17 protein-coding genes and 7 tRNA genes are annotated in these 19,399 nt (G+C 56.6%); 18 read left to right on the forward strand and 6 right to left on the reverse strand.

Annotation, left to right across the window (positions count from 1 at the left end; all coding sequences use genetic code 11):
• Nucleotides 1-315: 315 nt before the first annotated feature.
• Nucleotides 316-2,556, forward strand: coding sequence for a bifunctional 23S rRNA (guanine(2069)-N(7))-methyltransferase RlmK/23S rRNA (guanine(2445)-N(2))-methyltransferase RlmL (gene rlmKL / locus QT230_RS00805; RefSeq protein ID WP_308319595.1), 2,241 nt, complete (start codon nt 316-318; stop codon nt 2,554-2,556).
• A 27-nt stretch (nt 2,557-2,583) separates the two neighbouring features.
• A complete protein-coding gene (locus QT230_RS00810) occupies nt 2,584-2,919 on the forward strand; it encodes a glutaredoxin family protein (protein WP_308319596.1) in 336 nt (111 codons plus the stop codon).
• Between the two features lie 25 nt (nt 2,920-2,944).
• Here the strand turns inward: QT230_RS00810 and QT230_RS00815 are convergent, their stop codons facing one another.
• Complete coding sequence (locus tag QT230_RS00815) at nt 2,945-3,226, reverse strand: hypothetical protein (RefSeq protein ID WP_071695775.1); 282 nt, start codon at nt 3,224-3,226, stop codon at nt 2,945-2,947.
• Between the two features lie 97 nt (nt 3,227-3,323).
• Between QT230_RS00815 and pdxB the strand changes: the two genes are divergently transcribed.
• Nucleotides 3,324-4,472 (forward strand): 4-phosphoerythronate dehydrogenase PdxB, encoded by a 1,149-nt coding sequence (pdxB, locus tag QT230_RS00820; RefSeq protein WP_308319597.1) that lies wholly within the window; start codon nt 3,324-3,326, stop codon nt 4,470-4,472.
• A gap of 86 nt (nt 4,473-4,558) precedes the next feature.
• Here pdxB and htpX read toward each other — a convergent pair whose 3' ends face one another.
• The 4 genes from htpX to msrB all read right to left on the reverse strand — a co-directional run bounded on the left by htpX (nt 4,559) and on the right by msrB (nt 8,402).
• Entirely contained in the window at nt 4,559-5,464 is a 906-nt protein-coding gene (gene htpX, locus QT230_RS00825; RefSeq protein WP_308319598.1) for a protease HtpX, read from the reverse strand.
• A 107-nt stretch (nt 5,465-5,571) separates the two neighbouring features.
• Complete coding sequence (locus tag QT230_RS00830) at nt 5,572-6,819, reverse strand: pyridoxal phosphate-dependent aminotransferase (RefSeq protein WP_308319599.1); 1,248 nt, start codon at nt 6,817-6,819, stop codon at nt 5,572-5,574.
• Nucleotides 6,820-6,941: 122 nt separating this feature from the next.
• Entirely contained in the window at nt 6,942-7,898 is a 957-nt protein-coding gene (gene ylqF / locus QT230_RS00835) for a ribosome biogenesis GTPase YlqF (RefSeq protein ID WP_308319600.1), read from the reverse strand.
• 105 nt (nt 7,899-8,003) lie between these two features.
• Complete coding sequence (msrB, locus tag QT230_RS00840) at nt 8,004-8,402, reverse strand: peptide-methionine (R)-S-oxide reductase MsrB (RefSeq protein WP_064233948.1); 399 nt, start codon at nt 8,400-8,402, stop codon at nt 8,004-8,006.
• Between the two features lie 408 nt (nt 8,403-8,810).
• Here msrB and QT230_RS00845 point away from each other — a divergent pair.
• The 13 genes from QT230_RS00845 to QT230_RS00905 all read left to right on the forward strand — a co-directional run bounded on the left by QT230_RS00845 (nt 8,811) and on the right by QT230_RS00905 (nt 14,855).
• A tRNA-Glu gene (locus QT230_RS00845) sits at nt 8,811-8,886 on the forward strand.
• A 70-nt stretch (nt 8,887-8,956) separates the two neighbouring features.
• Nucleotides 8,957-9,031, forward strand: a tRNA-Gly gene (locus QT230_RS00850).
• A 3-nt stretch (nt 9,032-9,034) separates the two neighbouring features.
• Nucleotides 9,035-9,110 (forward strand) — tRNA-Glu (locus QT230_RS00855).
• A gap of 40 nt (nt 9,111-9,150) precedes the next feature.
• Nucleotides 9,151-9,225 (forward strand) — tRNA-Gly (locus QT230_RS00860).
• A 13-nt stretch (nt 9,226-9,238) separates the two neighbouring features.
• Nucleotides 9,239-9,314, forward strand: a tRNA-Glu gene (locus QT230_RS00865).
• A 30-nt stretch (nt 9,315-9,344) separates the two neighbouring features.
• Nucleotides 9,345-9,419, forward strand: a tRNA-Gly gene (locus tag QT230_RS00870).
• A 168-nt stretch (nt 9,420-9,587) separates the two neighbouring features.
• Complete coding sequence (locus tag QT230_RS00875) at nt 9,588-10,571, forward strand: ABC transporter ATP-binding protein (protein WP_308319601.1); 984 nt, start codon at nt 9,588-9,590, stop codon at nt 10,569-10,571.
• A complete protein-coding gene (locus QT230_RS00880; protein WP_308319602.1) occupies nt 10,568-11,341 on the forward strand; it encodes an ABC transporter permease in 774 nt (257 codons plus the stop codon). The genes QT230_RS00875 and QT230_RS00880 overlap by 4 nt, the downstream gene beginning before the upstream one ends.
• 38 nt (nt 11,342-11,379) lie before the next feature.
• Complete coding sequence (queF, locus tag QT230_RS00885) at nt 11,380-12,213, forward strand: NADPH-dependent 7-cyano-7-deazaguanine reductase QueF (protein WP_308319603.1); 834 nt, start codon at nt 11,380-11,382, stop codon at nt 12,211-12,213.
• Nucleotides 12,214-12,289: 76 nt separating this feature from the next.
• On the forward strand, nt 12,290-12,850 hold the full coding sequence (locus tag QT230_RS00890; protein ID WP_308319604.1) for a nitroreductase family protein: 561 nt from the start codon (nt 12,290-12,292) through the stop codon (nt 12,848-12,850).
• A 19-nt stretch (nt 12,851-12,869) separates the two neighbouring features.
• Nucleotides 12,870-13,379: a YiiD C-terminal domain-containing protein gene (locus QT230_RS00895; RefSeq protein WP_308319605.1), complete on the forward strand. Its 510-nt coding sequence runs from the start codon at nt 12,870-12,872 to the stop codon at nt 13,377-13,379.
• A 107-nt stretch (nt 13,380-13,486) separates the two neighbouring features.
• Nucleotides 13,487-13,574: transfer RNA gene (locus QT230_RS00900), tRNA-Ser, on the forward strand.
• A 345-nt stretch (nt 13,575-13,919) separates the two neighbouring features.
• A complete protein-coding gene (locus QT230_RS00905; RefSeq protein WP_308319606.1) occupies nt 13,920-14,855 on the forward strand; it encodes a penicillin-binding transpeptidase domain-containing protein in 936 nt (311 codons plus the stop codon).
• 516 nt (nt 14,856-15,371) lie between these two features.
• Here QT230_RS00905 and QT230_RS00910 read toward each other — a convergent pair.
• Nucleotides 15,372-16,271 carry a LysR family transcriptional regulator gene (locus tag QT230_RS00910; RefSeq protein ID WP_308319607.1) on the reverse strand — a complete coding sequence of 300 codons (900 nt, stop codon included), beginning with the start codon at nt 16,269-16,271 and terminating at the stop codon, nt 15,372-15,374.
• A gap of 140 nt (nt 16,272-16,411) precedes the next feature.
• Here QT230_RS00910 and QT230_RS00915 point away from each other — a divergent pair, with 140 nt between their 5' ends.
• Nucleotides 16,412-18,178, forward strand: coding sequence for an acyl-CoA dehydrogenase family protein (locus QT230_RS00915; RefSeq protein ID WP_308319608.1), 1,767 nt, complete (start codon nt 16,412-16,414; stop codon nt 18,176-18,178).
• Nucleotides 18,171-19,367: a CoA transferase gene (locus QT230_RS00920; RefSeq protein ID WP_308319609.1), complete on the forward strand. Its 1,197-nt coding sequence runs from the start codon at nt 18,171-18,173 to the stop codon at nt 19,365-19,367. The genes QT230_RS00915 and QT230_RS00920 overlap by 8 nt, the downstream gene beginning before the upstream one ends.
• Nucleotides 19,368-19,399 lie beyond the last annotated feature (32 nt).

The following is a 19,399-nucleotide window of genomic DNA, read 5'->3' on the forward strand; positions in this document are numbered from 1 at the left end:
ACGACACTATTCACAGAATATGTTTCATAGAATAGGTTCGAAAACACCATTATTCCGAGAGCTTGCTTCAAGAGCGAGATGCCGCTTCAACTCAAATGTCTAGCACTCACGAGCTGAACGGGTCGAGCGGCGATCTCTTTCAAATCATAAGCCGAGTTTTGAACCCGGCCCTGACAGGCAACGCATGCGTTTTTCAGTAGCTACTCTCTTATTGTTAGACCATGATGGGGTCATCTGTCGACTACCAATTTGTCATAAAACGTAAACTCATTTGTTATATACAGGAATATCGCGCCTTTAAGCGCCGCTATCATCATGATCGAGTCGAACCAAACCGCTCCCCTACAGTTGCTTGCCACCTGCCCCAAAGGCATCGAAGGCCTGCTCTACGATGAACTCATCGCGCTGGGCGCCACGCCGGGCAAAACCACGGTGGCTGGGGTGTACTTCACCGCCAGTCAAGCCATCGCCTACCGCGTATGCTTGTGGTCGCGATTGGCCAACCGGGTGATTTTAACCCTGGTGCGCGAATCGATGATCGACACCGCCGAACAGGTGCGCGATGTCGTCGCCCGCATTGCCTGGACGCAACACCTGGCCCCGGGTAACACGCTGGCGGTAGATTTCCACGGCCGCAGCGAGCATATTCGCCACACTCGCTTTGGTGCCCAAACCGTCAAGGATGGTATCGTCGATGCGCTTCAATTGGCGGGGCAAGAGCGCCCCAACGTCGATACCAAAACCCCGCATTTGCGCATCTACGCCCACCTGCACCGGATGAACTTAACCATTGGCCTGGATCTCTCGGGTGAGAGTCTGCATCGCCGCGGCTATCGCCGTGATGTTGGCCATGCGCCACTAAAAGAGAATTTAGCCGCAGCGTTGTTGGTGCGTGCGGGCTGGCCCGAGCGCTTGAAAGCCGGTGAGCCGCTGATCGACCCGCTGTGCGGTGCAGGTACGCTGCTGATCGAAGCCGCCATGATGGCCGCTGACCAGGCGCCTAACCTTAACCGTGAACGATTCGGTTTTCACGGCTGGGCAGGGCACGATGATGCCGCGTGGCGTGAACAGAAGCGTGAAGCCGAAGCGCGTGCGTCGATTGGCCGCAAGCGCTGCAAGGCTCAATTACTCGGCTTCGACCAGAGCCCGGCGGCGCTCTCCGCGGCGAAAGCCAATGCCATGCGCGCAGGCATCCCTGCTTTGATTACCCTGCATGGGCAGAGCCTTGCCCAGCTTTCCCGGCCAGAAACGCTCACCGCTGAAAGCGGCCTGCTGATTACCAATCCTCCTTACGGCGAGCGCTTGGGCGAGTTGCCGGAGCTGGTGCGTCTCTATGCCCAACTGGGTGAGAAGGCCAAAGCGCTGTTCCCCGGCTGGACACTGGCGGTATTTACCGGCAATCCGGATCTCGGCCACCGGCTGGGGATGCGCGCGCACAAACAGTACGCGCTCAAAAACGGCGCATTGGAGGCCAAGCTGCTGCTAATGGAGATTGGTGATGCCGAGCATTCGCCTGTGGCTAGCGACAAGCCCCAGGCCAGCGCTGAAAATGGCGCTGAACCGACGACGGAAGATCGCCCAGAAACGCCTCAAGCATCAGCCTCTAAAGGCTCAGACAACGCCCAGATGTTTGCCAACAGGCTGATCAAAAATCAGAAGCGACTGAAAAAATGGCTTAAACAGAGCGGGGAGACCAGCTACCGCGTCTACGACGCCGATATGCCCGAGTACGCCCTGGCGGTAGACCGCTACGGTGACCGCGTGCACGTACAGGAGTATGCAGCCCCCAGCTCGATCAACCCGGCTCAGGCGCAAAAGCGCTTATACGATGCCTTGGAAGTCATGCCCGAAGCGCTCAATGTTGACGCCAGCAAGATCTATATCAAACGCCGTGAACGCCAAACAGGCAGCGCCCAATACCAGAAGCGCGCCGCTAGCGGCGAGCGTTTTGAGGTGCAGGAGGGCGAGGCACGGCTATGGGTCAACCTGCGTGACTACTTGGATACTGGGCTGTTTCTTGACCACCGCCCGGTGCGGCGCATGCTGGGCGAGATGGCCAGCGGTAAGCGCTTTTTAAACCTGTTCTGTTACACCGCCACGGCGACGGTGCAAGCGGCGTTAGGCGGTGCCAGCGACAGCGTTAGCGTGGATATGTCCAACACCTACCTGGAGTGGGCCAAGGACAACTTTGCGTTGAATAAACTCGATACTCGATTGCACCGGGTAGTGCGTGACGACTGCTTCCGCTGGCTGGAAACCGCCAATGCTGAGTTCGACTTGATCTTTATGGATCCGCCGACATTTTCTAACTCCAAGAAAATGCGCGATACACTCGACGTGCAGCGTGACCATCCGCGCCTAGTCGAACTCGCCATGGCGCGTTTGGCACCCGGGGGGGCCTTGGTGTTTTCTAATAACCAGCGGCGTTTTAAACTGGACGAGGCGCTTAGCGAGCAATTTGCGGTAGAGGACATTACCGGGCGCAGCTTCGACCCCGATTTCCAGCGGCGCACCAACTTACACCACGTATTCCTACTTCGTCATAAGGTGTCATAAGAGAGCTAGCATGGAGAGAGCTTCAGCATGATTCAGCTATCGCTTTACACAACGATGGGCTGCCACCTTTGCTCACAATTAGAGTCACTGGTGGCTAGATTGGCGAATCAAAAAGTCTGGCTGCACCACATCGAAATTAGCGACGATGATGTGTTGGTGGAGCGCTACGGCATGCGCATCCCGGTGCTGGTCGATAGTGAAGGTAAGGAGCTGGATCGGGGCTTTGAGCTGGAACGCTTAAGCGCTTGGCTGCGCGAGCGCGGTTGGTTGGATGAAGCCGCGCTGTCGGCATTCACAGCGCCGCCAGAGTCCACACCGCCCAAAGGCGCCCATGAGCGTGACGGGCGGCGTTTCCTAGGCTAAAAAAATGCCTGGCTAAATGTGGTGGCTAAAGCACGTCCAGCAGCGAGAGCTGACGCATGGCTTCCTGGCCTTCTGGGGTGTGATCGGCCACTTCCAGCACTTTGCGAAATCCCCGCGAAGACTGGATGGTGGTCTCATCCTCCAGCCACATATGGGCTTGATCCAGCGTATCGGCTAGCTGATGTTTTAGGCCGCCAAACTGCGTGCCGATTTGGCCCCAGGCGCGGCTGAAAATCCAGTCACCAAACATATCCTGGTGAATATGAACCAACACATAGTCATGGTTGGTTTCCCAGCGTACGATCACAACATTCTCCTTAAATAGCCTTTATAAAATAGCCTGTAAACACGCCTGCCCATCAGCCGTCGCGGGCGTATTGTAAAGCCCGGATACTCAAACGCCTATGAAACTTGTCATCGACGCCAACATCCCCGCTGCGGACGCCTGCTTTGGCTCCTTAGGGACGCTAACCCGCGTGCCAGGGCGTGAGATAAGCGCCGCTCATCTTCACGCTGCTGACGCGCTGATTGTGCGCTCCATTACCCAAGTCAACGATACATTGCTTGCCGATAGCCCCGTGCGCTTTATTGGCACCTGCACCATCGGTACCGATCATATCGATCAGGCGGCGCTCGCTAAGCGCGATATCGCCTTCGCCAGCGCTCCAGGCTGCAACGCCGAAGCGGTGGTGGACTACGTACTCAGCAGCCTGCTGACGCTGGCAGAGCGCGATGACTGGCTGCTTAGCGAGCGTACCGTGGGCATTGTGGGAGCAGGCAATGTGGGCAGCCGGCTGCAGTCACGGCTAACCGCCATGGGCGTAGCAACGCTGGCCTGTGACCCGCCCCGGGCTGAAGAGGAGGAAGAGGGAGGGTTTTACTCTCTAGACGTCCTCCTTGAGCGCTGTGATGTGCTCTGCCTGCATATGCCGCTGACCCACGAAGGCCCTCACTCTACCTATCAACTGCTCAATGCCCAGCGTATCGAAGAGCTGGCACCGGGCAGCGTGCTGCTCAATGCTGGGCGGGGCGACTGTGTAGATGGCCTTGCGCTGCGTAGCCGATTGGCGGGCAAGGGCGATATCAGTGCAATTTTAGACGTTTGGGAAAGGGAGCCGGATATCGACGCAGGCCTGCGTGATCTGGTGTCGTTGGCAACACCGCATATTGCCGGGCATAGCCTGGATGGCAAACTGCGTGGCACCTGGATGATTCAGCAAGCGCTGGCCCGCCACTGTGACCAGCCCAGCGAGCTAACGTTTGCCGATATTTGCCCACCTCCCGCACTCGCGTCGCTGCATTTGCAGCACGCGCTGCCCCCGGAAGACGCCCTGCGGCTGTGCATGCGTGCCGCGTATGATGTGCGCCGCGACCACGATGCGCTACAGCGCCAAACGCTACATCACGGCATGCGCAAAGGGTTTGATGATTGCCGTGCCAACTACCCGCTACGCCGCGAATTCGCCACCCTCCAAGTCCAGCTATCAGGGGAAGCTGTCGCACTGGAGAGATTATTGCGTGGGGCCGGGTTTGCGGTAACGCTAGCAGCGTAGCTAAAACCAGGTAGCTAAAACTAGATAGCCAAAAACAGTAAGGCCCGCAAATGCGGGCCTTAAACGTTTAGGGTCGTTGCAAACACTTACTGACGATAAGCGGCTTCTTTCAGCGCGCGGATGCGCTCATCCAGCGGCGGGTGGCTGGCAAATAGTTTTTCCACCAGCGAGCGGGTTTGGCCTTTGGTGATGGCCATGGCGCGTAGCGTGTCGGGCATTTGGTCGGGCATTTCGGTTTCGGTTTTCAAACGCGCCAGCGCGCTGACCATGGCGTTGGTGCCTGCTAGACGGGCGCCTGCTTCGTCGGCCCGGTATTCGCGGTAGCGCGAGAACCAGGCAACGATGGCCGAGGCCAAAAGTCCAAATACAATCTCCGCAACCATCACCACTGCGAAGTAGCCCATAAAGCCCAGGCCGCCACCGCCTTCGCTGCGGCTGCGCAGGAAGTTATCCACTAGGTGCGCCACTACTCGGGCAAAGAACATGACAAAGGTGTTCACCACGCCTTGAATCAGCGCCAGCGTTACCATATCGCCGTTAGCGACGTGGCCAATCTCGTGGGCTAAAACCGCGCGCACTTCTTCCGGGCGCATACGGTTCATTAAGCCAGCCGAAACAGCTACTAACGCATCATCTTTGTTCCAGCCCGTAGCAAAAGCGTTGGACTGTTGGGCGGGGAAAATACCCACTTCCGGCGTTTTGATGCCCGCTTCACGGGAAAGCTCCGCAACGGTATCCAGCAGCCACTGCTCGGTGGCGTTGGAGGGCGTTTCGATAATCACCGTGCCGGTGCTGCGCTTGGCCATCCATTTGGAAATGAATAGCGAGATAATCGAGCCCGCCATGCCGAAGATAAAGCAGAAAATCAACAGGCTGGTGAAGTTGATCCCCTGGCCGCGCAGGTAACCCTCTACGCCGAGCAGGCGCAGCGTAATACTGGCGACCAGCAAGACCGCTATATTGGTGCCTAGAAACAGCAAAATTCGCATCATGGTGCAGATTCTCCCTAAAAGCTTGTCGAGGCATGGCTAGAGTAATGGCTTAGATACGTACTGTTCATGGCAGTTTCAAGTCATGGCGGTGTTTAAGTTATCCAGGCTTACTGCCGATAGCGCGATAAGAAATTGGCAAAGCGGTCGAGTGCATCGCCAAGCTGGTCTGCCCAGGGCAGCGTCACAATGCGCACATGGTCGGGTTCTGGCCAGTTAAAGGCCGTGCCCTGCACCAGCAATATTTTTTCCTGCAGCAGTAAATCCAACACCATCTGCTGATCGTCTCTGATATTGAACACTTTAGGGTCGAGACGCGGAAACGCGTAGAGCGCGCCTTTGGGCTTCACGCAGGAGACGCCGGGGATCGCATTAAGCTTCTCAACCGTGATATCACGCTGGGCCAGCAGCCGTCCGCCGGGCAGAATCAGGTCATTGATCGACTGATAACCCCCCAGAGCGGTTTGAATCGCGTGCTGGGCGGGCACGTTGGCACATAGCCGCATAGAGGCCAGCATGTTCAGCCCCTGGATGTAGTCCTGAGCGTTTACCTTGGCCAGCGTGCCGGAAATGATCATCCAGCCCGAACGGAAGCCGGCGCAGCGGTAGCTTTTGGAGAGGCCGTTCATGGTAATCACTAACTGGTCATCGTCAGCCAGCGCGCCTGTGGCAGTGTGCTCGACGCCGTCATACAGAATTTTGTCGTAGATCTCGTCAGAAAACACCACCAGGTTGTGCTGCTTGGCGATCGCCAGCACCTCTTTAACCACGGCAGGCGGATACACCGCACCGGTGGGGTTATTGGGGTTGATCAGCACAATGGCCCGGGTGTGGCTGGTGATCTTGGCGCGAATATCCGCCATGTCGGGCGTCCAGTCTGCCTGCTCGTCGCACAGGTAATGCACCGCATGGCCACCGGAAAGGTGGGCGGCCGCTGTCCATAGCGGGTAGTCCGGCGCGGGAATGAGCACTTCATCGCCTTCGTTGAGCAGCGCCTGCATGGCCATCACAATCAGTTCTGAGACACCGTTGCCGATGAAGATGTCCTCAATACCAACGCCGGGGATCTGCTTGCGCTGGCACTCCTGCATAATCGCCTTGCGTGCGGAGTAGAGGCCCTTGGAGTCGCAGTAGCCCTGGGCGGTGGGCAGGTTGCGCATCACATCCTGGAGAATCTCTTCCGGTGCCTCAAAGCCAAACGGCGCGGGGTTGCCGATGTTCAGCTTGAGAATTCGCTGGCCCTCCTCTTCCAGGCGCTTGGCATGGTCGAGTACCGGGCCGCGAATGTCGTAGCAGACATTGTGCAGTTTATGAGATTTCTTCAGCGGTTGTGATTCGTGCGACTGCGGGGTATCCATGAGGTGTCTGTCCAAAAAAGTGGCTAGCGGCCCAAAAGTGTCCAACAACATGCGTATCAAAAAACCAGAGCTTTAAAAAGCAGCGCCCACAGGCCGTTATCGGCGATAGGACTATTAGGTCATTATGCGTCGGGAAGTACCTGATTGTCTTCGTCGTTTTGCATGGGCGGTGGCGGAATGTCGGCGGGGGTCTCCAGCGTTAGCCTGCCCAGCTTGCCATCGCGTAGTTCGTGAAGCAGCACTTCCGCGCCGCGATGCAGATCCACCGCGCCGCCAGGGCGCAGGCCGCCACGGCGCGCGGCAATATCTTTCAAAATGGCGTTGCCGTCGAAGCCAGCAATGGCAAGAAAATCGGGTTTTTTGGGGCCATCCGCATCAATATCGTGGGGGATGTTCGGAGCAGCGTAGGGCGGTAGCTCTTTGAGTTTATAGCGCGTACTCAGTGCGTCTGGGTAGCGCTTGGCCAGCTCCGCGCTGGTCACAATCGCCACATCGGCATACTCAATAGCGGTATCGCGAATAGCGCCGGTAGCCGCAAGACGATAGGCGCTGGCCTGATCTTCAATTTTTGGCCACAGTACCCCAGGAGTGTCGGTTAGCGCGACGCGGCCATCAATACGCACCTTTTGCTGACGCTTGGTCACCGCTGGCTCGTTGCCGGTTTTGGCGATTTTTCGCCCAGCAAGGCCGTTAATCAGCGTGGATTTTCCGACATTGGGTATGCCCATCACCATCACGCGTACATCGCGATCTGCGCGCACGGCTCCGGCCAGCTCATGACAAAGTTTGGGGATTTTCTTTAGCTCACGGGTATTGGTGGTGGTGACCGCCAGGGCGCGCATATTTTCCTGCGCATCGAAATAAGCCACCCACTCGGCTGTTCGCTCGGGGTCAGCGAGATCGGCGCGGGAGAGTATTTTCAACACCGGCTTATGGCGGGTCAGCTCGGCCAACATGGGATTAGCGCTAGAGTAGGGCAGACGCGCGTCGAGTACCTCGATCACGACATCGATCTCTGGCAGCACCTCCGCAATCTGGCGGCGGGCCTTGTTCATATGTCCTGGAAACCAGCCGAGCATGGATCTCTCCTACAAGCACAAAAATAGCGGCACAAAAAAAGCGGGCAGCCATTCTAGCAGAAGCTGCCCGCCTTGCCGGATTTCCTTGCGAGGATTTAGCGGAGATTACTCGTCAGGGTGGAATTCCAGTGACACAGAGTTAATGCAGTAGCGTAAGCCGGTGGTCTCCGGCGGCCCATCGGGGAAGACGTGACCCAGGTGGGCATCGCAGTGGGAGCAGACTACTTCGGTGCGCTGCATACCGTGTGTAGTATCAGTATGCTCCTCCACACAGCGGGTGCCCAGCGGCCGGTCGAAGCTTGGCCAGCCGCAGCCGGCGTCAAACTTATGCTCGTTTTCGAACAGCGGTGCATGACAGCAGACGCAGTGGTAAATACCCTGAGCATCGCGCACCTGATAGTCACCGGTGAAAGGCCGCTCGGTACCTTTCTCACGCGCTACCCGGTACTGCTCCGGGGTTAGCTGCTGTTGCCACTCGTCAGGGGATTTTTCTATTTTCGCCATGGGGTTCTCCTTTCCCTCTGGTTTCAATCATTCAGAGGCTTATTAGGCAGACTAGCTTATCATTTGTGTAAGTGACAGCTAGCCACCTGCCCAAGTTCAGCGTATGAGAAAGCCCAATTTCCGTGCAGTGCAAACAGTTGAAATTTTAAAAAGACTGCACACCAGCAATGTATGGCGCGCCTATTACCAGCCCCGCGGTGGAGGAAGCGGTTGGTGTGATGAGAAACTGACGGCGGATAAGTACACAGTACACCTCATTCTTAGTTTGCACTTCATAGCGTTCTCTATCGCGACTGCGCGGGCGTGTAGATGATTGAAAGCAGGCCGGTTAGCTTGATGGTGGCAGAGAGCTTGACAGCTCTATAAGGCCTGAGTAACATACGCGCCACCTCGACGAGGCATTGCAACGTCCCATTCGTCTAGTGGTCTAGGACACCGCCCTTTCACGGCGGTAACAGGGGTTCGAACCCCCTATGGGACGCCACTTATTTTTGAAAGCTAGGTTTTAAGGTCTAGGTTCTTTTAAGATAAGCGGTCGTCAGGTTTATCGGAATGCGGGAATAGCTCAGTGGTAGAGCATCGCCTTGCCAAGGCGAGGGTCGGGAGTTCGAATCTCCTTTCCCGCTCCACACGTCCCATTCGTCTAGTGGTCTAGGACACCGCCCTTTCACGGCGGTAACAGGGGTTCGAACCCCCTATGGGACGCCACTTCCGATAGTCTAAGAGTTAGATAGCAAGAACTCTATAAGCGGGAATAGCTCAGTGGTAGAGCATCGCCTTGCCAAGGCGAGGGTCGGGAGTTCGAATCTCCTTTCCCGCTCCAGTTTCGATATATAGTCCCATTCGTCTAGTGGCCTAGGACACCGCCCTTTCACGGCGGTAACAGGGGTTCGAACCCCCTATGGGACGCCATCTAGTAGTAATAGCAGTTTTGTTTGCGTTGCGGGAATAGCTCAGTGGTAGAGCATCGCCTTGCCAAGGCGAGGGTCGGGAGTTCGAATCTCCTTTCCCGCTCCAAGCGCTTTTAGATTTCATTTGTTTCTCCCCTATTTTTTGACACGTTAGCTAATTGCTAGGTGTCACTGTTTGCGCGTCTGACGTTCGGTGGTCTTTGCCGCCTTGAAAAAAGTTGTTTGCGCCCTAATGTTTTACCTTCTCTTCTTATTTTGCTGACAGGACATATTCATGGCCGAACCGGCATTGTCGATCCGTGGCCTTACCAAAGTGTATGGCAACGGTTTTCAGGCGCTCAAAGGTATTGATCTCGACGTCCAGCAGGGCGATTTTTTTGCTCTGCTGGGACCGAATGGCGCCGGTAAATCCACCACCTTGGGGGTGGTCTGCTCGCTGGTGCAAAAAACAGCGGGCAAGGTCTCCATTTTTGGCATCGATGTTGATAAAGACTTCGCCAAGGCGAAATACCAGTTGGGCGTCGTTCCCCAGGAGTTCAATTTCAACCAGTTTGAAAAAGTACTCGATATCGTGCTGGCCCAGGCGGGCTATTACGGTATGACCAGCCGCGAGGCCTTGCCCCGCGCGCAACAGCTGCTGACCGATCTGGGACTGTGGGAAAAACGTAACGGCAGCGCACGCATGCTCTCTGGCGGGATGAAGCGCCGCCTGATGATCGCTCGGGCGCTGATGCACCGCCCCAAACTACTGATTCTGGATGAGCCGACGGCGGGCGTGGATATCGAACTGCGGCGCAGTATGTGGGAGTACATGCGGCGAATTAATCAGGATGAAGGCACCACCATCATCCTGACGACACACTACTTGGAAGAGGCCGAGAGCCTGTGCCGCAATGTGGCGATTATCAATAATGGCGATATTGTCCGCAATACCAGTGTGCGTGAGCTACTGGCTGAGCTTGATACCGAGACCTTCCTGATTGACTTGGCTGAGCCAGTCGCTGAAGTACCGCGTGTTGAAGGTTTTGAGCTACATCAGTTGGAGCCGACTCAACTTTCTCTATTGGTGCATCGTGGCCAGCGCTTGAACGACGTTTTCAATGCGTTGAGCGAGCAGGGCGTGCAGGTGGTTTCCATGCGTAATCGGGCCAACCGTCTTGAGGAGATGTTTGTGTCGATGGTGGAAGGCAGTGGCCAAGGAGCGATTGATCAGCGCGCTGCAAGTACGAGTGATGAAGCTGGGGAGGTGCGTGCATGAATTTCAGCCAAACACTCATCGCGCTCTGGACCTTAGTGCTAAAAGAGATCAAGCGTTTTACCCGGATTTGGCCGCAAACGCTACTGCCGCCCTCAATCACCATGGCGATGTACTTCATCATCTTCGGTAATCTAATTGGATCGCGGATTGGCGATATGGACGGCTTCAGCTACATGGACTTTATCGTCCCTGGACTGATCATGATGTCGGTAATTACCAACAGCTACTCCAACGTGGCGTCGAGTTTTTTCTCGAATAAGTTCCAACGCTCGATCGAAGAAATGATGGTATCGCCGATGCCTAACTGGGTAATTTTATCCGGCTTTATTTTAGGCGGCATGGCGCGTGGATTGGGCGTTGGGCTGATTGTGACCGTCGTTTCGCTGTTCTTTACACGGCTAACCATGGAGCACCCGCTGCTCACGGTGTTGGTCGTTGTGCTTACCTCCGCGCTGTTCTCTATTGGCGGTTTTATCAACGCCTTGCTGGCCAATAAGTTCGACGATATTTCCATCGTGCCGACCTTTATCCTCACGCCGCTGACCTATCTGGGTGGCGTGTTTTACTCTATCTCAATGCTGCCCGACTTCTGGCAGGGTGTTTCCATGCTCAATCCGATTTTGTACATGGTTAACGTTTTTCGCTACGGCTTCTTGGGGGTGTCGGATATTCCTGTTGGCTGGGCGCTTGCAGCGATTTTTGCCTTCATTGTTGTACTGTTTGGTATTGCGTTGACGATGCTAGAGCGTGGAAAAGGAATCCGCAGCTAATCGCATAACGACTCGATTGAGAAGAGAGCTTTTATACCATGTCACATCGCCCAGACACCCTTGAACACGCGCCGTTAGGGCGCGATTCCGCCTACCCTGAACATTATGACGCGGGGCTTCTCTACCCGATTCCCCGTGCGGCCAATCGAGCGCCGCTGGGGATTGAAGAGGGCGCTTTGCCGTTTGTGGGGGAGGATGAGTGGCACGCCTTTGAAGTCTCCTGGCTCAATGCGCGTGGCAAGCCCATCGTCGCCGTGGCACGCTTTCGCCTGCCTGCAAGCTCACCCTACCTGATTGAATCGAAATCCTGGAAGCTCTATCTCAATAGCTTCAACCAAACCCGCTTCTATAGTCGTCAGGAAGTGATGGAAACGCTTGCCCATGACCTTGCTGTTGCGGCAGGGGCTGAGGTGAGTGTCGAGTTGTTTGATGTAGACGCTCCAGAGCTTTCAGCACAGCGTTTGCCGGGCGAATGCTTGGATGATTTAGATATCGCCGTAAGCGATTATACCCCTAGCAGTGCCCATCTAATGGCTGGGGATGAGGTTGTCGAAGAGACGCTATGCTCACACCTGCTGAAATCTAACTGCCCGGTGACCGGCCAGCCGGATTGGGGCAGCGTGCTGATTCGTTATAAAGGGCCCAAGATCAACCGCGAAGGGTTGCTGCGCTACCTGATTGGGTTTCGTCAGCACCAGGATTTTCACGAGCACTGCGTTGAGCATATCTTTACCGACATAATGACCCAGGCAAAGCCCACGCAACTGCTAGTGCTGGCGCGCTATGTACGTCGTGGCGGGTTGGATATTAGCCCTTGGCGGGCAACGCCTGGACTAATGCCGCCTACGCCGCTGCGCCTAGCAAGGCAGTAAGCGGCAGTGTTATAAATGACGATGCTATAAATGACGCTGCTACGGTAGCCTCACACGATTGGATTTGGAGTCATTAATGGACGCACTCACGCTACTTCACGAACGCAGCTCAATGGGCAAGCTGACGGAACCAGCGCCCAGCAGTGAACAGCTAAGCGCCATCTATCAGGCTGCGCTGCGGGCTCCTGACCATAAAGAGCTGCGCCCCTGGCGCTTTATTGAGTTCAGCGGGGAAGGGCGTGAGCGGCTTGGCGAGCTCTTTGCAGAGGCGGAGTTCCAGGCAGACCCCAGCGCCGACGACGAAACGCTGAACGCTGCACGCAAAAAACCGCTGCGGGCGCCGATGATTATCGCCGTGATCGCCAAGGTCACACCAGAGCTCGAAAAAGTGCCCAAAATGGAGCAAGTGATATCCGCTGGCTGCGCTGCCCACGGCATGTTATTGGCCTCCCATGCGCTAGGCCTAGGTGCTATGTGGCGTAGTGGCAAGTACGCTTTTGACCCCGTAGTTCGCAAAGGACTGAGCCTGGATGAAGATGACGAAGTCGTCGCGTTTATTTACCTAGGCACGCTAGGCGGACGCCATAAACCCGTACCGCAGCATAACGTTGCTGACTTTGTGGAGCGTTGGGACTAGCCTGCCGGTGAGAGACGCCATGAATATGCCCCGACAGCCAGGTATCCCCCATCCGCGTTTGCCGCTGCCAGAGCGGCAGCCGGAGGACCTGGCCATTTTTCAGCAGTGGTTAAGTGACGCGATTCCTATGGTGAGCGCGCTAGGCATTAATGAAATATCACGCCAAGACGATACGTTAACGTGGCAGTTGGCGTTGCAACCCAACCTTAACGACAAAGGCACCGGTTTTGGCGGCGCGCTGACGGCCCAAACTACCCTGCAAGGCTGGTGCTGGGTAACGTTATGGCTGCGCGAACGGGGCATTGCCCGGGATGTGGTCGTTGCTGAGGCTAGCCAGCGCTTTCTTGCGCCGGTTAAGGGTGACTACCGCTTGGTGTGCGCGCCAGCGCGGCCAGAAAGCCCCACTCAGCTTGCCAGTAAACTTGCTGAACGCGGTAAAGGGCGCATCGCGCTAACTCATCAGCTCTATTGTGGTGAGGTGCTCTGCCTAGAGGCTAGCGGCAGCTACGCCGTATTGCCTGAGCGTTAGCCGTCAGGTCCGTAAAGCCTGAAAAGGCTTGCTATTTCGAAGCTTAGCCCATAGTATATGCGCCGTTCTGTCGCGAAAGGCGTAGCCTTTCAACAGCGCCAAAACGCGGAGGGGTGTCCGAGTGGTCGAAGGAGCACGCCTGGAAAGTGTGTAAGCCGCAAGGCTTCGAGGGTTCGAATCCCTCCCCCTCCGCCATACACCGCCGATTGCCCTTTATGGCGCAATATTGACGCCGCTCTCGATTCCCACCGATTCTACGCTACAGCAGGAAATATCTTGCTAGCGGCGGCAGAAATCGATCACGATCCGGTCATCCTCGCCGCGCTGATTGCCGCTTGAAAGTAGCCATTCACAAGTTTACCCTTGGGAAAAGCCGTGAGGCAGCCCAGCCGGGATCATGTCACGTCTGTTCCGATCGTCCCACCAGTGAGATCGTCCCGCTTCTTCTACAGATAAATGAAATGATCGGCATGATGCCGTCGCAATGGTCGGCTTCGCGTCACAACCAACGGCGGCAAGCTAGTTCCCGGGAGTACTGAAATGACTATTTTCACCGATTCCGTGCCGCTTGGGCGTCTGCTGTCGTGCATAGCTTGGGCATCACTCCTGGTCTCGCTGCCAGGGTGCTCGTTCACACCGATGGGCCATGTTCCATCCGCAGGTGTGGTTGCAGCGTCTGAAGCGCAGGGATGCGAGCTTCTACCCGATCTGAATCGATCGACATTGGTCATCTTTGAACCGTCTGTCGGGCGGAAATTGACGTGTAACGAGCCCCGATCACGCGAGCGCTTCGTCCCTGCCTCGACATACAAGATCCCGCATTCACTTATCGCTTTAGAAACGGGTGTCGTCGAGAGTGAGCACAGGAAGTTCGAGTGGGACGGTCGGCCTCGCGGCGTTGCGGCGTGGGACGACGATCTTAGCTTGGCTGAGGCTGTCCCGGTATCGGCGGTCTGGGTTTTTCAAACCGTGGCCGACAGGGTGGGCCAGAACCGCGAATCCGAATGGGTCAACAAGCTTGAATATGGCAACCAGGACGTTGGAAGCAGAACTGACCTCAGGCACTTTTGGCTCGCGGGGCCGCTGAAGATCAGTGCTCAGGAGCAGGTCGACTTCCTAATGCGCATGCGGTCGGGTGCAATACCGGCAAGTTCCGATGCCATAGCCCGGACGATCGCGTTGCTGGACATCTCAGAGGCGGAGGATGGCAGCATAGTCTATGGCAAAACGGGGGCGATGCTGCCCATTGACGATGAAGGTGTACTGCGCCTTGATCGAGCGGACCTCCTCCCTGCTAACGCCGAGCGCACTGGCTGGTTTGTGGGCTGGATCAATCGAAGCGAAGGTGATGGAGGACCCGTCTATTTCGCCCTCAATCTCGACCTTGAGTTGCCTGATGCGATGAATGCTCGGACGAAGGTGGCGTATGAAGTGCTTGCAGCCAATGGTTATCCGGTGCCTAAACCTCAGCCGTAGCAGCCGAGGCGGACGCTTCGCTTGATTACTGCCCGGTGGCCGACAGGGCTGGAAGCGGGCCTGCGGCTATCCACCCCAACTCCGCCATTCACCCGTAGCTCAATTCAGAGAGCTATAGCGTAGATGTAGTTCTCAATTTCATCGTGCTCGGCCTGCCACCGAATTTGAAAAGCCCGCCATTCTAGCCAGCGGGCTTTTTTTGCTCAGGTCACGTGCTTGGCATCGAGTTCCTGAGAATCCTCTGCTCACGACGATTAAAATGGCAGTCCGCCGCTGAAACCAATGCCTAGAACGACCACAACAACGATAACGACGATAGTGGTAGTAGACATATTCTCTTCCTTTGAGTAGTGAGCGCTTTTAAGTAGTGAGCGTTGCTATAGCGTAGTCACGAAAGCGCTATTTCGCACGTTGGCGAAAACGCCGGTGCTGTGGATTCCCTATGACGAAATTAGGTGGCCAGCATGAGTCGACGGGAGGATGGCAGATAGTGGGCTGCTGGGCTTATCGTCTTGCTTACCTGACTTGCTGTTGTTCTTTTAGACAGTTAAGCAGTAATTGACGGATTTCTTCATGTGTCTCCGCATCGCCGCGCCATATGCAGTGCGACTGATGCCGTGTCGTTGAATCGGTCAGAGGCAGAAAACTCACATTGGAAAACCCGGCTTTGGCCAATGATTGGGGAACTAAGGCAACCCCCATCGCATTGGCTACTAGGGCCAGAATAGTCAACCAGTGGGAGACTTCGTGGCAGATATGAGGTTTAACTTCGGCGTGGTGGAACAGGCCGATGATCCTGTCGTAATAGTGAGGGGCGAGGTCGCGTCCAAACAGGATGATGGGCTCATTGGCCAGTTCCTTGACCGCCAACTCGCGTCGGCCTGCCAAGTGATGATGCGCTGGCAAGCAGCACAGAAAGGGTTCGTCCGACAGGATGACCGACTCGATTCCCTCGGGTAACGGCATTGAGTGGATGAAGCCGATATCGAGCTGCTCTTGCATCACCGCTTCCACTTGATCGGCCGAGTTGCGCTCGATCAATTGTATTTCGATGCCGGGGTAGCGGGATTGCAGGCGTTTGAGCAGTTCTGGCAGGCCGCGAAAGAGCATGGCGGGTGTAAACCCGACGCGCACCAGGCCAGTGGCGCTCGAAGCAATACGCTGCACCAGCGTTTGCGAGTCTTCTAGCTGCTCGAGAATCCGGCGTGCCTGGCGCTGGAAGGCTTCTCCGGCGGGCGTGAGGGTAACGCGTTTGCTATTGCGCAGCAGCAGCTTGACCTTTAGCTCCTCTTCCAGTTGACGCAGGCTGGCACTTAGTGGTGGTTGAGAAATATGCAGGCGCTGTGCTGCTCTGCCGAAATGCAGCTCCTCCGAGAGCACCAGAAAGTAACGCAGCTGTCGAAATGTCAGCGCCATTGGCTTCGTTCCTTATCGTTTATTGTTCTTCAATCATACATAAAACTGAATCAATGGATCCTAAAACAGTATTGGAGACGGCCTCCATACCCGCCTAATGTGACGATAAAACATATAATAAGTCCAAGAGGTACGCCGTTGTGAATGAAGTGATATACCGCAATATCCCCGATTCCTGGGGGCAGAACAGTTACCATAACGATCCTACCCTTTCCCAACTTCTGGATCTCTATGTGCCGACGGCGCTACGTCAGCACCTGGAGCGCCACTTCAACGAGATGGGAGCCCTTGCTGGCGGTGAACTGGAAATGCTGGCCATCGAGGCTGACAAGCATCCGCCTGAACTTGCCCTGCGCAGCAGAAATGGTGCCGAGCGTCAGCAGATCCTCAAGCATCCAGCCTATCAACGCCTGGAAGCGTATGCCTATGGCCAGTTCGGGCTGGCGGCCATGTCGCACCGAGGTGGAGTGCTTGGCTGGTCAGAACCCATGCCGCCGGTAGTGAAGTATGCGCTGACGTACTTGTTCGTACAGGCAGAGTTTGGCCTTTGCTGTCCGCTTAGCATGACCGATGCACTGACTCGCACGTTGCGCAAGTTTGGCGACGAAGCGTTGGTGAACCGCTATCTGGAAGCGTTGACCTCACAGGACATGGATCTGGCCTATCAGGGAGCCATGTTCATGACCGAGCAGGATGCAGGCTCTGATGTAGGGGCGATTACCACGGAAGCGAGGCAGGAAGACGGCAAATGGCGCCTTTATGGCGACAAATGGTTTTGCTCTAATCCCGATGCCGCGCTGGCGATGGTATTGGCGCGCCCCGAGCAGGGGGAGCATGGCACTCGCGGCCTCACACTGTTCCTGCTGCCCCGCTATCTAGAAAATGGTGACCTTAACCATTACCGCATCGTACGCCTGAAAGACAAGCTGGGTACTCGCTCCATGGCGAGCGGTGAGATCCTGCTCGAAGGCGCCGAAGCCTATGTGGTGGGAGAGCCGGGGCAGGGCTTCAAGCAGATGACGGACATGATCAACATGTCTCGTCTCTCGAACGGGGTGCGGTCGGCGGGGTTGATGCGGCGCTCACTCAACGAAGCGCTATTCATTGCTCGCCACCGTCAGGCGTTCGGTAGCCAGCTCATCGAGCTACCGCTTATGCAGCGTCAGCTTAGCAAGATGATGCTCACTGCCGAGCAGGGGCGCACGATGGTCTTCCATACGGCCGAGTGCCTGCGGCGTGCCGATGCGGGGGATGCCCAGTCAGCTAAGCTACTGCGCATCCTGACGCCCATGATCAAGTTCCGCACCACGCGGGATGCACGCAAGGTGGCTGGGGATGGCATGGAAGTACGTGGTGGATGTGGCTACATCGAGGAGTGGTCGGATGCCCGCGTGCTGCGCGATGCCCACCTTGGCTCAATATGGGAAGGCACTAGCAATATCGTTGCCCTCGATGTGTTCCGGGCGATTCGGCGTGAACAGACCTTGCCGGTACTGGCTGACTACTTGCACCAGCAGTTACAAGCGTCCGCCCTCGAGGAGCATGAACGCCACCTGTTGCAGGTACTCCTCGACAAGGCAGTGGCGAGCGCGAATGCACTGGCAGAGGAACCTGCCTGCGAGCACGACGCGCGGCGGATCGCTAGCGGTCTTTACCACATTACCTCCGCCATTCTTATGGCCTGGGAGGCGTCTCGGATCACGGGAGACAGGCGGCGACTGGCACTGGCTTGGCTAGTGGTACGCTACAAGTTACTCCCTCCCGATCCGCTATCGGTCAGTCGAGCGTCGCCGGAAGCGCTGGCGATGCTGCTCAGCGAAACGCCGATGACCGATGAACAGGTCGCGGCGTTGGTGAATACCCAAGCACTGGTGCGTTCCCACGGGCTGGAGGTGGGGCATGGATAAGCCCAATGGCGCACTGAGCGGAATCAAGGTAATTGATCTCAGCCGTGTGCTGGGAGGTCCGTACTGCACCCAGGTGCTGGGTGACTACGGTGCGGATGTGATCAAGATCGAGCCCCCCGGGGGGGATGAAACCCGCGGCTGGGGGCCACCTTTCGAAGGCGATGCCGCGTCCTATTTCCATGGTTTGAACCGCAGCAAGCGTGGCATGGCGCTTGATCTTCGCCATCCTGACGGCAAGGCACTGCTACTGCAACTGCTGGAGGGCGCCGATGTGCTGGTGGAAAACTTCAAGCCGGGAACCTTGGAAAAGTGGGGACTGAGCTATGACATTCTCAGCGCACGCTTTCCCCGTCTGATCCAGTGCCGAATCAGTGGGTTTGGTGCTGATGGCCCGATGGGTGGTTTGCCGGGCTATGACGCCATCATCCAGGCAATGGCGGGGCTGATGAGTGTCAACGGTGAGAAACAGGGGGAGCCCCTGCGAGTGGGGCTGCCCATTGTCGATATCGTGACCGGTCTCAATGCCGTCATCGGTATCACCTTGGCTCTCCATGAGCGTACGCGCAGCGGGCGTGGGCAGTTTGTCGAGACAGCACTGTTCGACTCCGGGCTGTCCTTGATGCATCCCCATTTTCCAAATGTATTTTACGGTGGGCCGCCGCCACGCCGTACGGGAAATGAGCATCCCAACATTGCCCCTTATGAGGTCTACCGGACGGCGACACAGCCGATTTTTCTGGCGGTTGGCAATAATGTGCAGTTCGCGCGCTTATGCGAGTTGCTCGAATGCCACGACGTTAGCCAGGATGAGCGCTTTGCAACCAATGGTGCCCGCCTGGGTAACCGTGATGCATTGCGTGATGTGCTGGAAAGCGCCATGGCCAGGTGGGAAGGGGATAAGCTCGCCGACCGGTTGATGCGTACCGGCGTTCCCTGTGGACCCGTACTAGATACCGCGCAAGCGCTGGCGCATCCGCATACCCAGCACCGCGATATGATCGTCAATATTGGCCATTACAAGGGCACTGGCTCACCGATCAAGCTAGCCCGTACGCCCTCGCGCTATGAAACGCCACCGCCACGCTTTGCCGAACATACCGACGCAATCCTTCATGAAGCAGGGTTGACCGTGCAACAAATTGAGCACCTGAGAGCGAAAGGCGTGCTACCGGATGTGCCGGTGGCTTAGCCCCCAGAGCACCATTGTGTGCCTGACTGCCC

This window comes from Halomonas sp. SpR8 (genome assembly GCF_031010195.1).
In the GTDB taxonomy this organism is placed as follows: Bacteria; Pseudomonadota; Gammaproteobacteria; order Pseudomonadales; family Halomonadaceae; genus Vreelandella.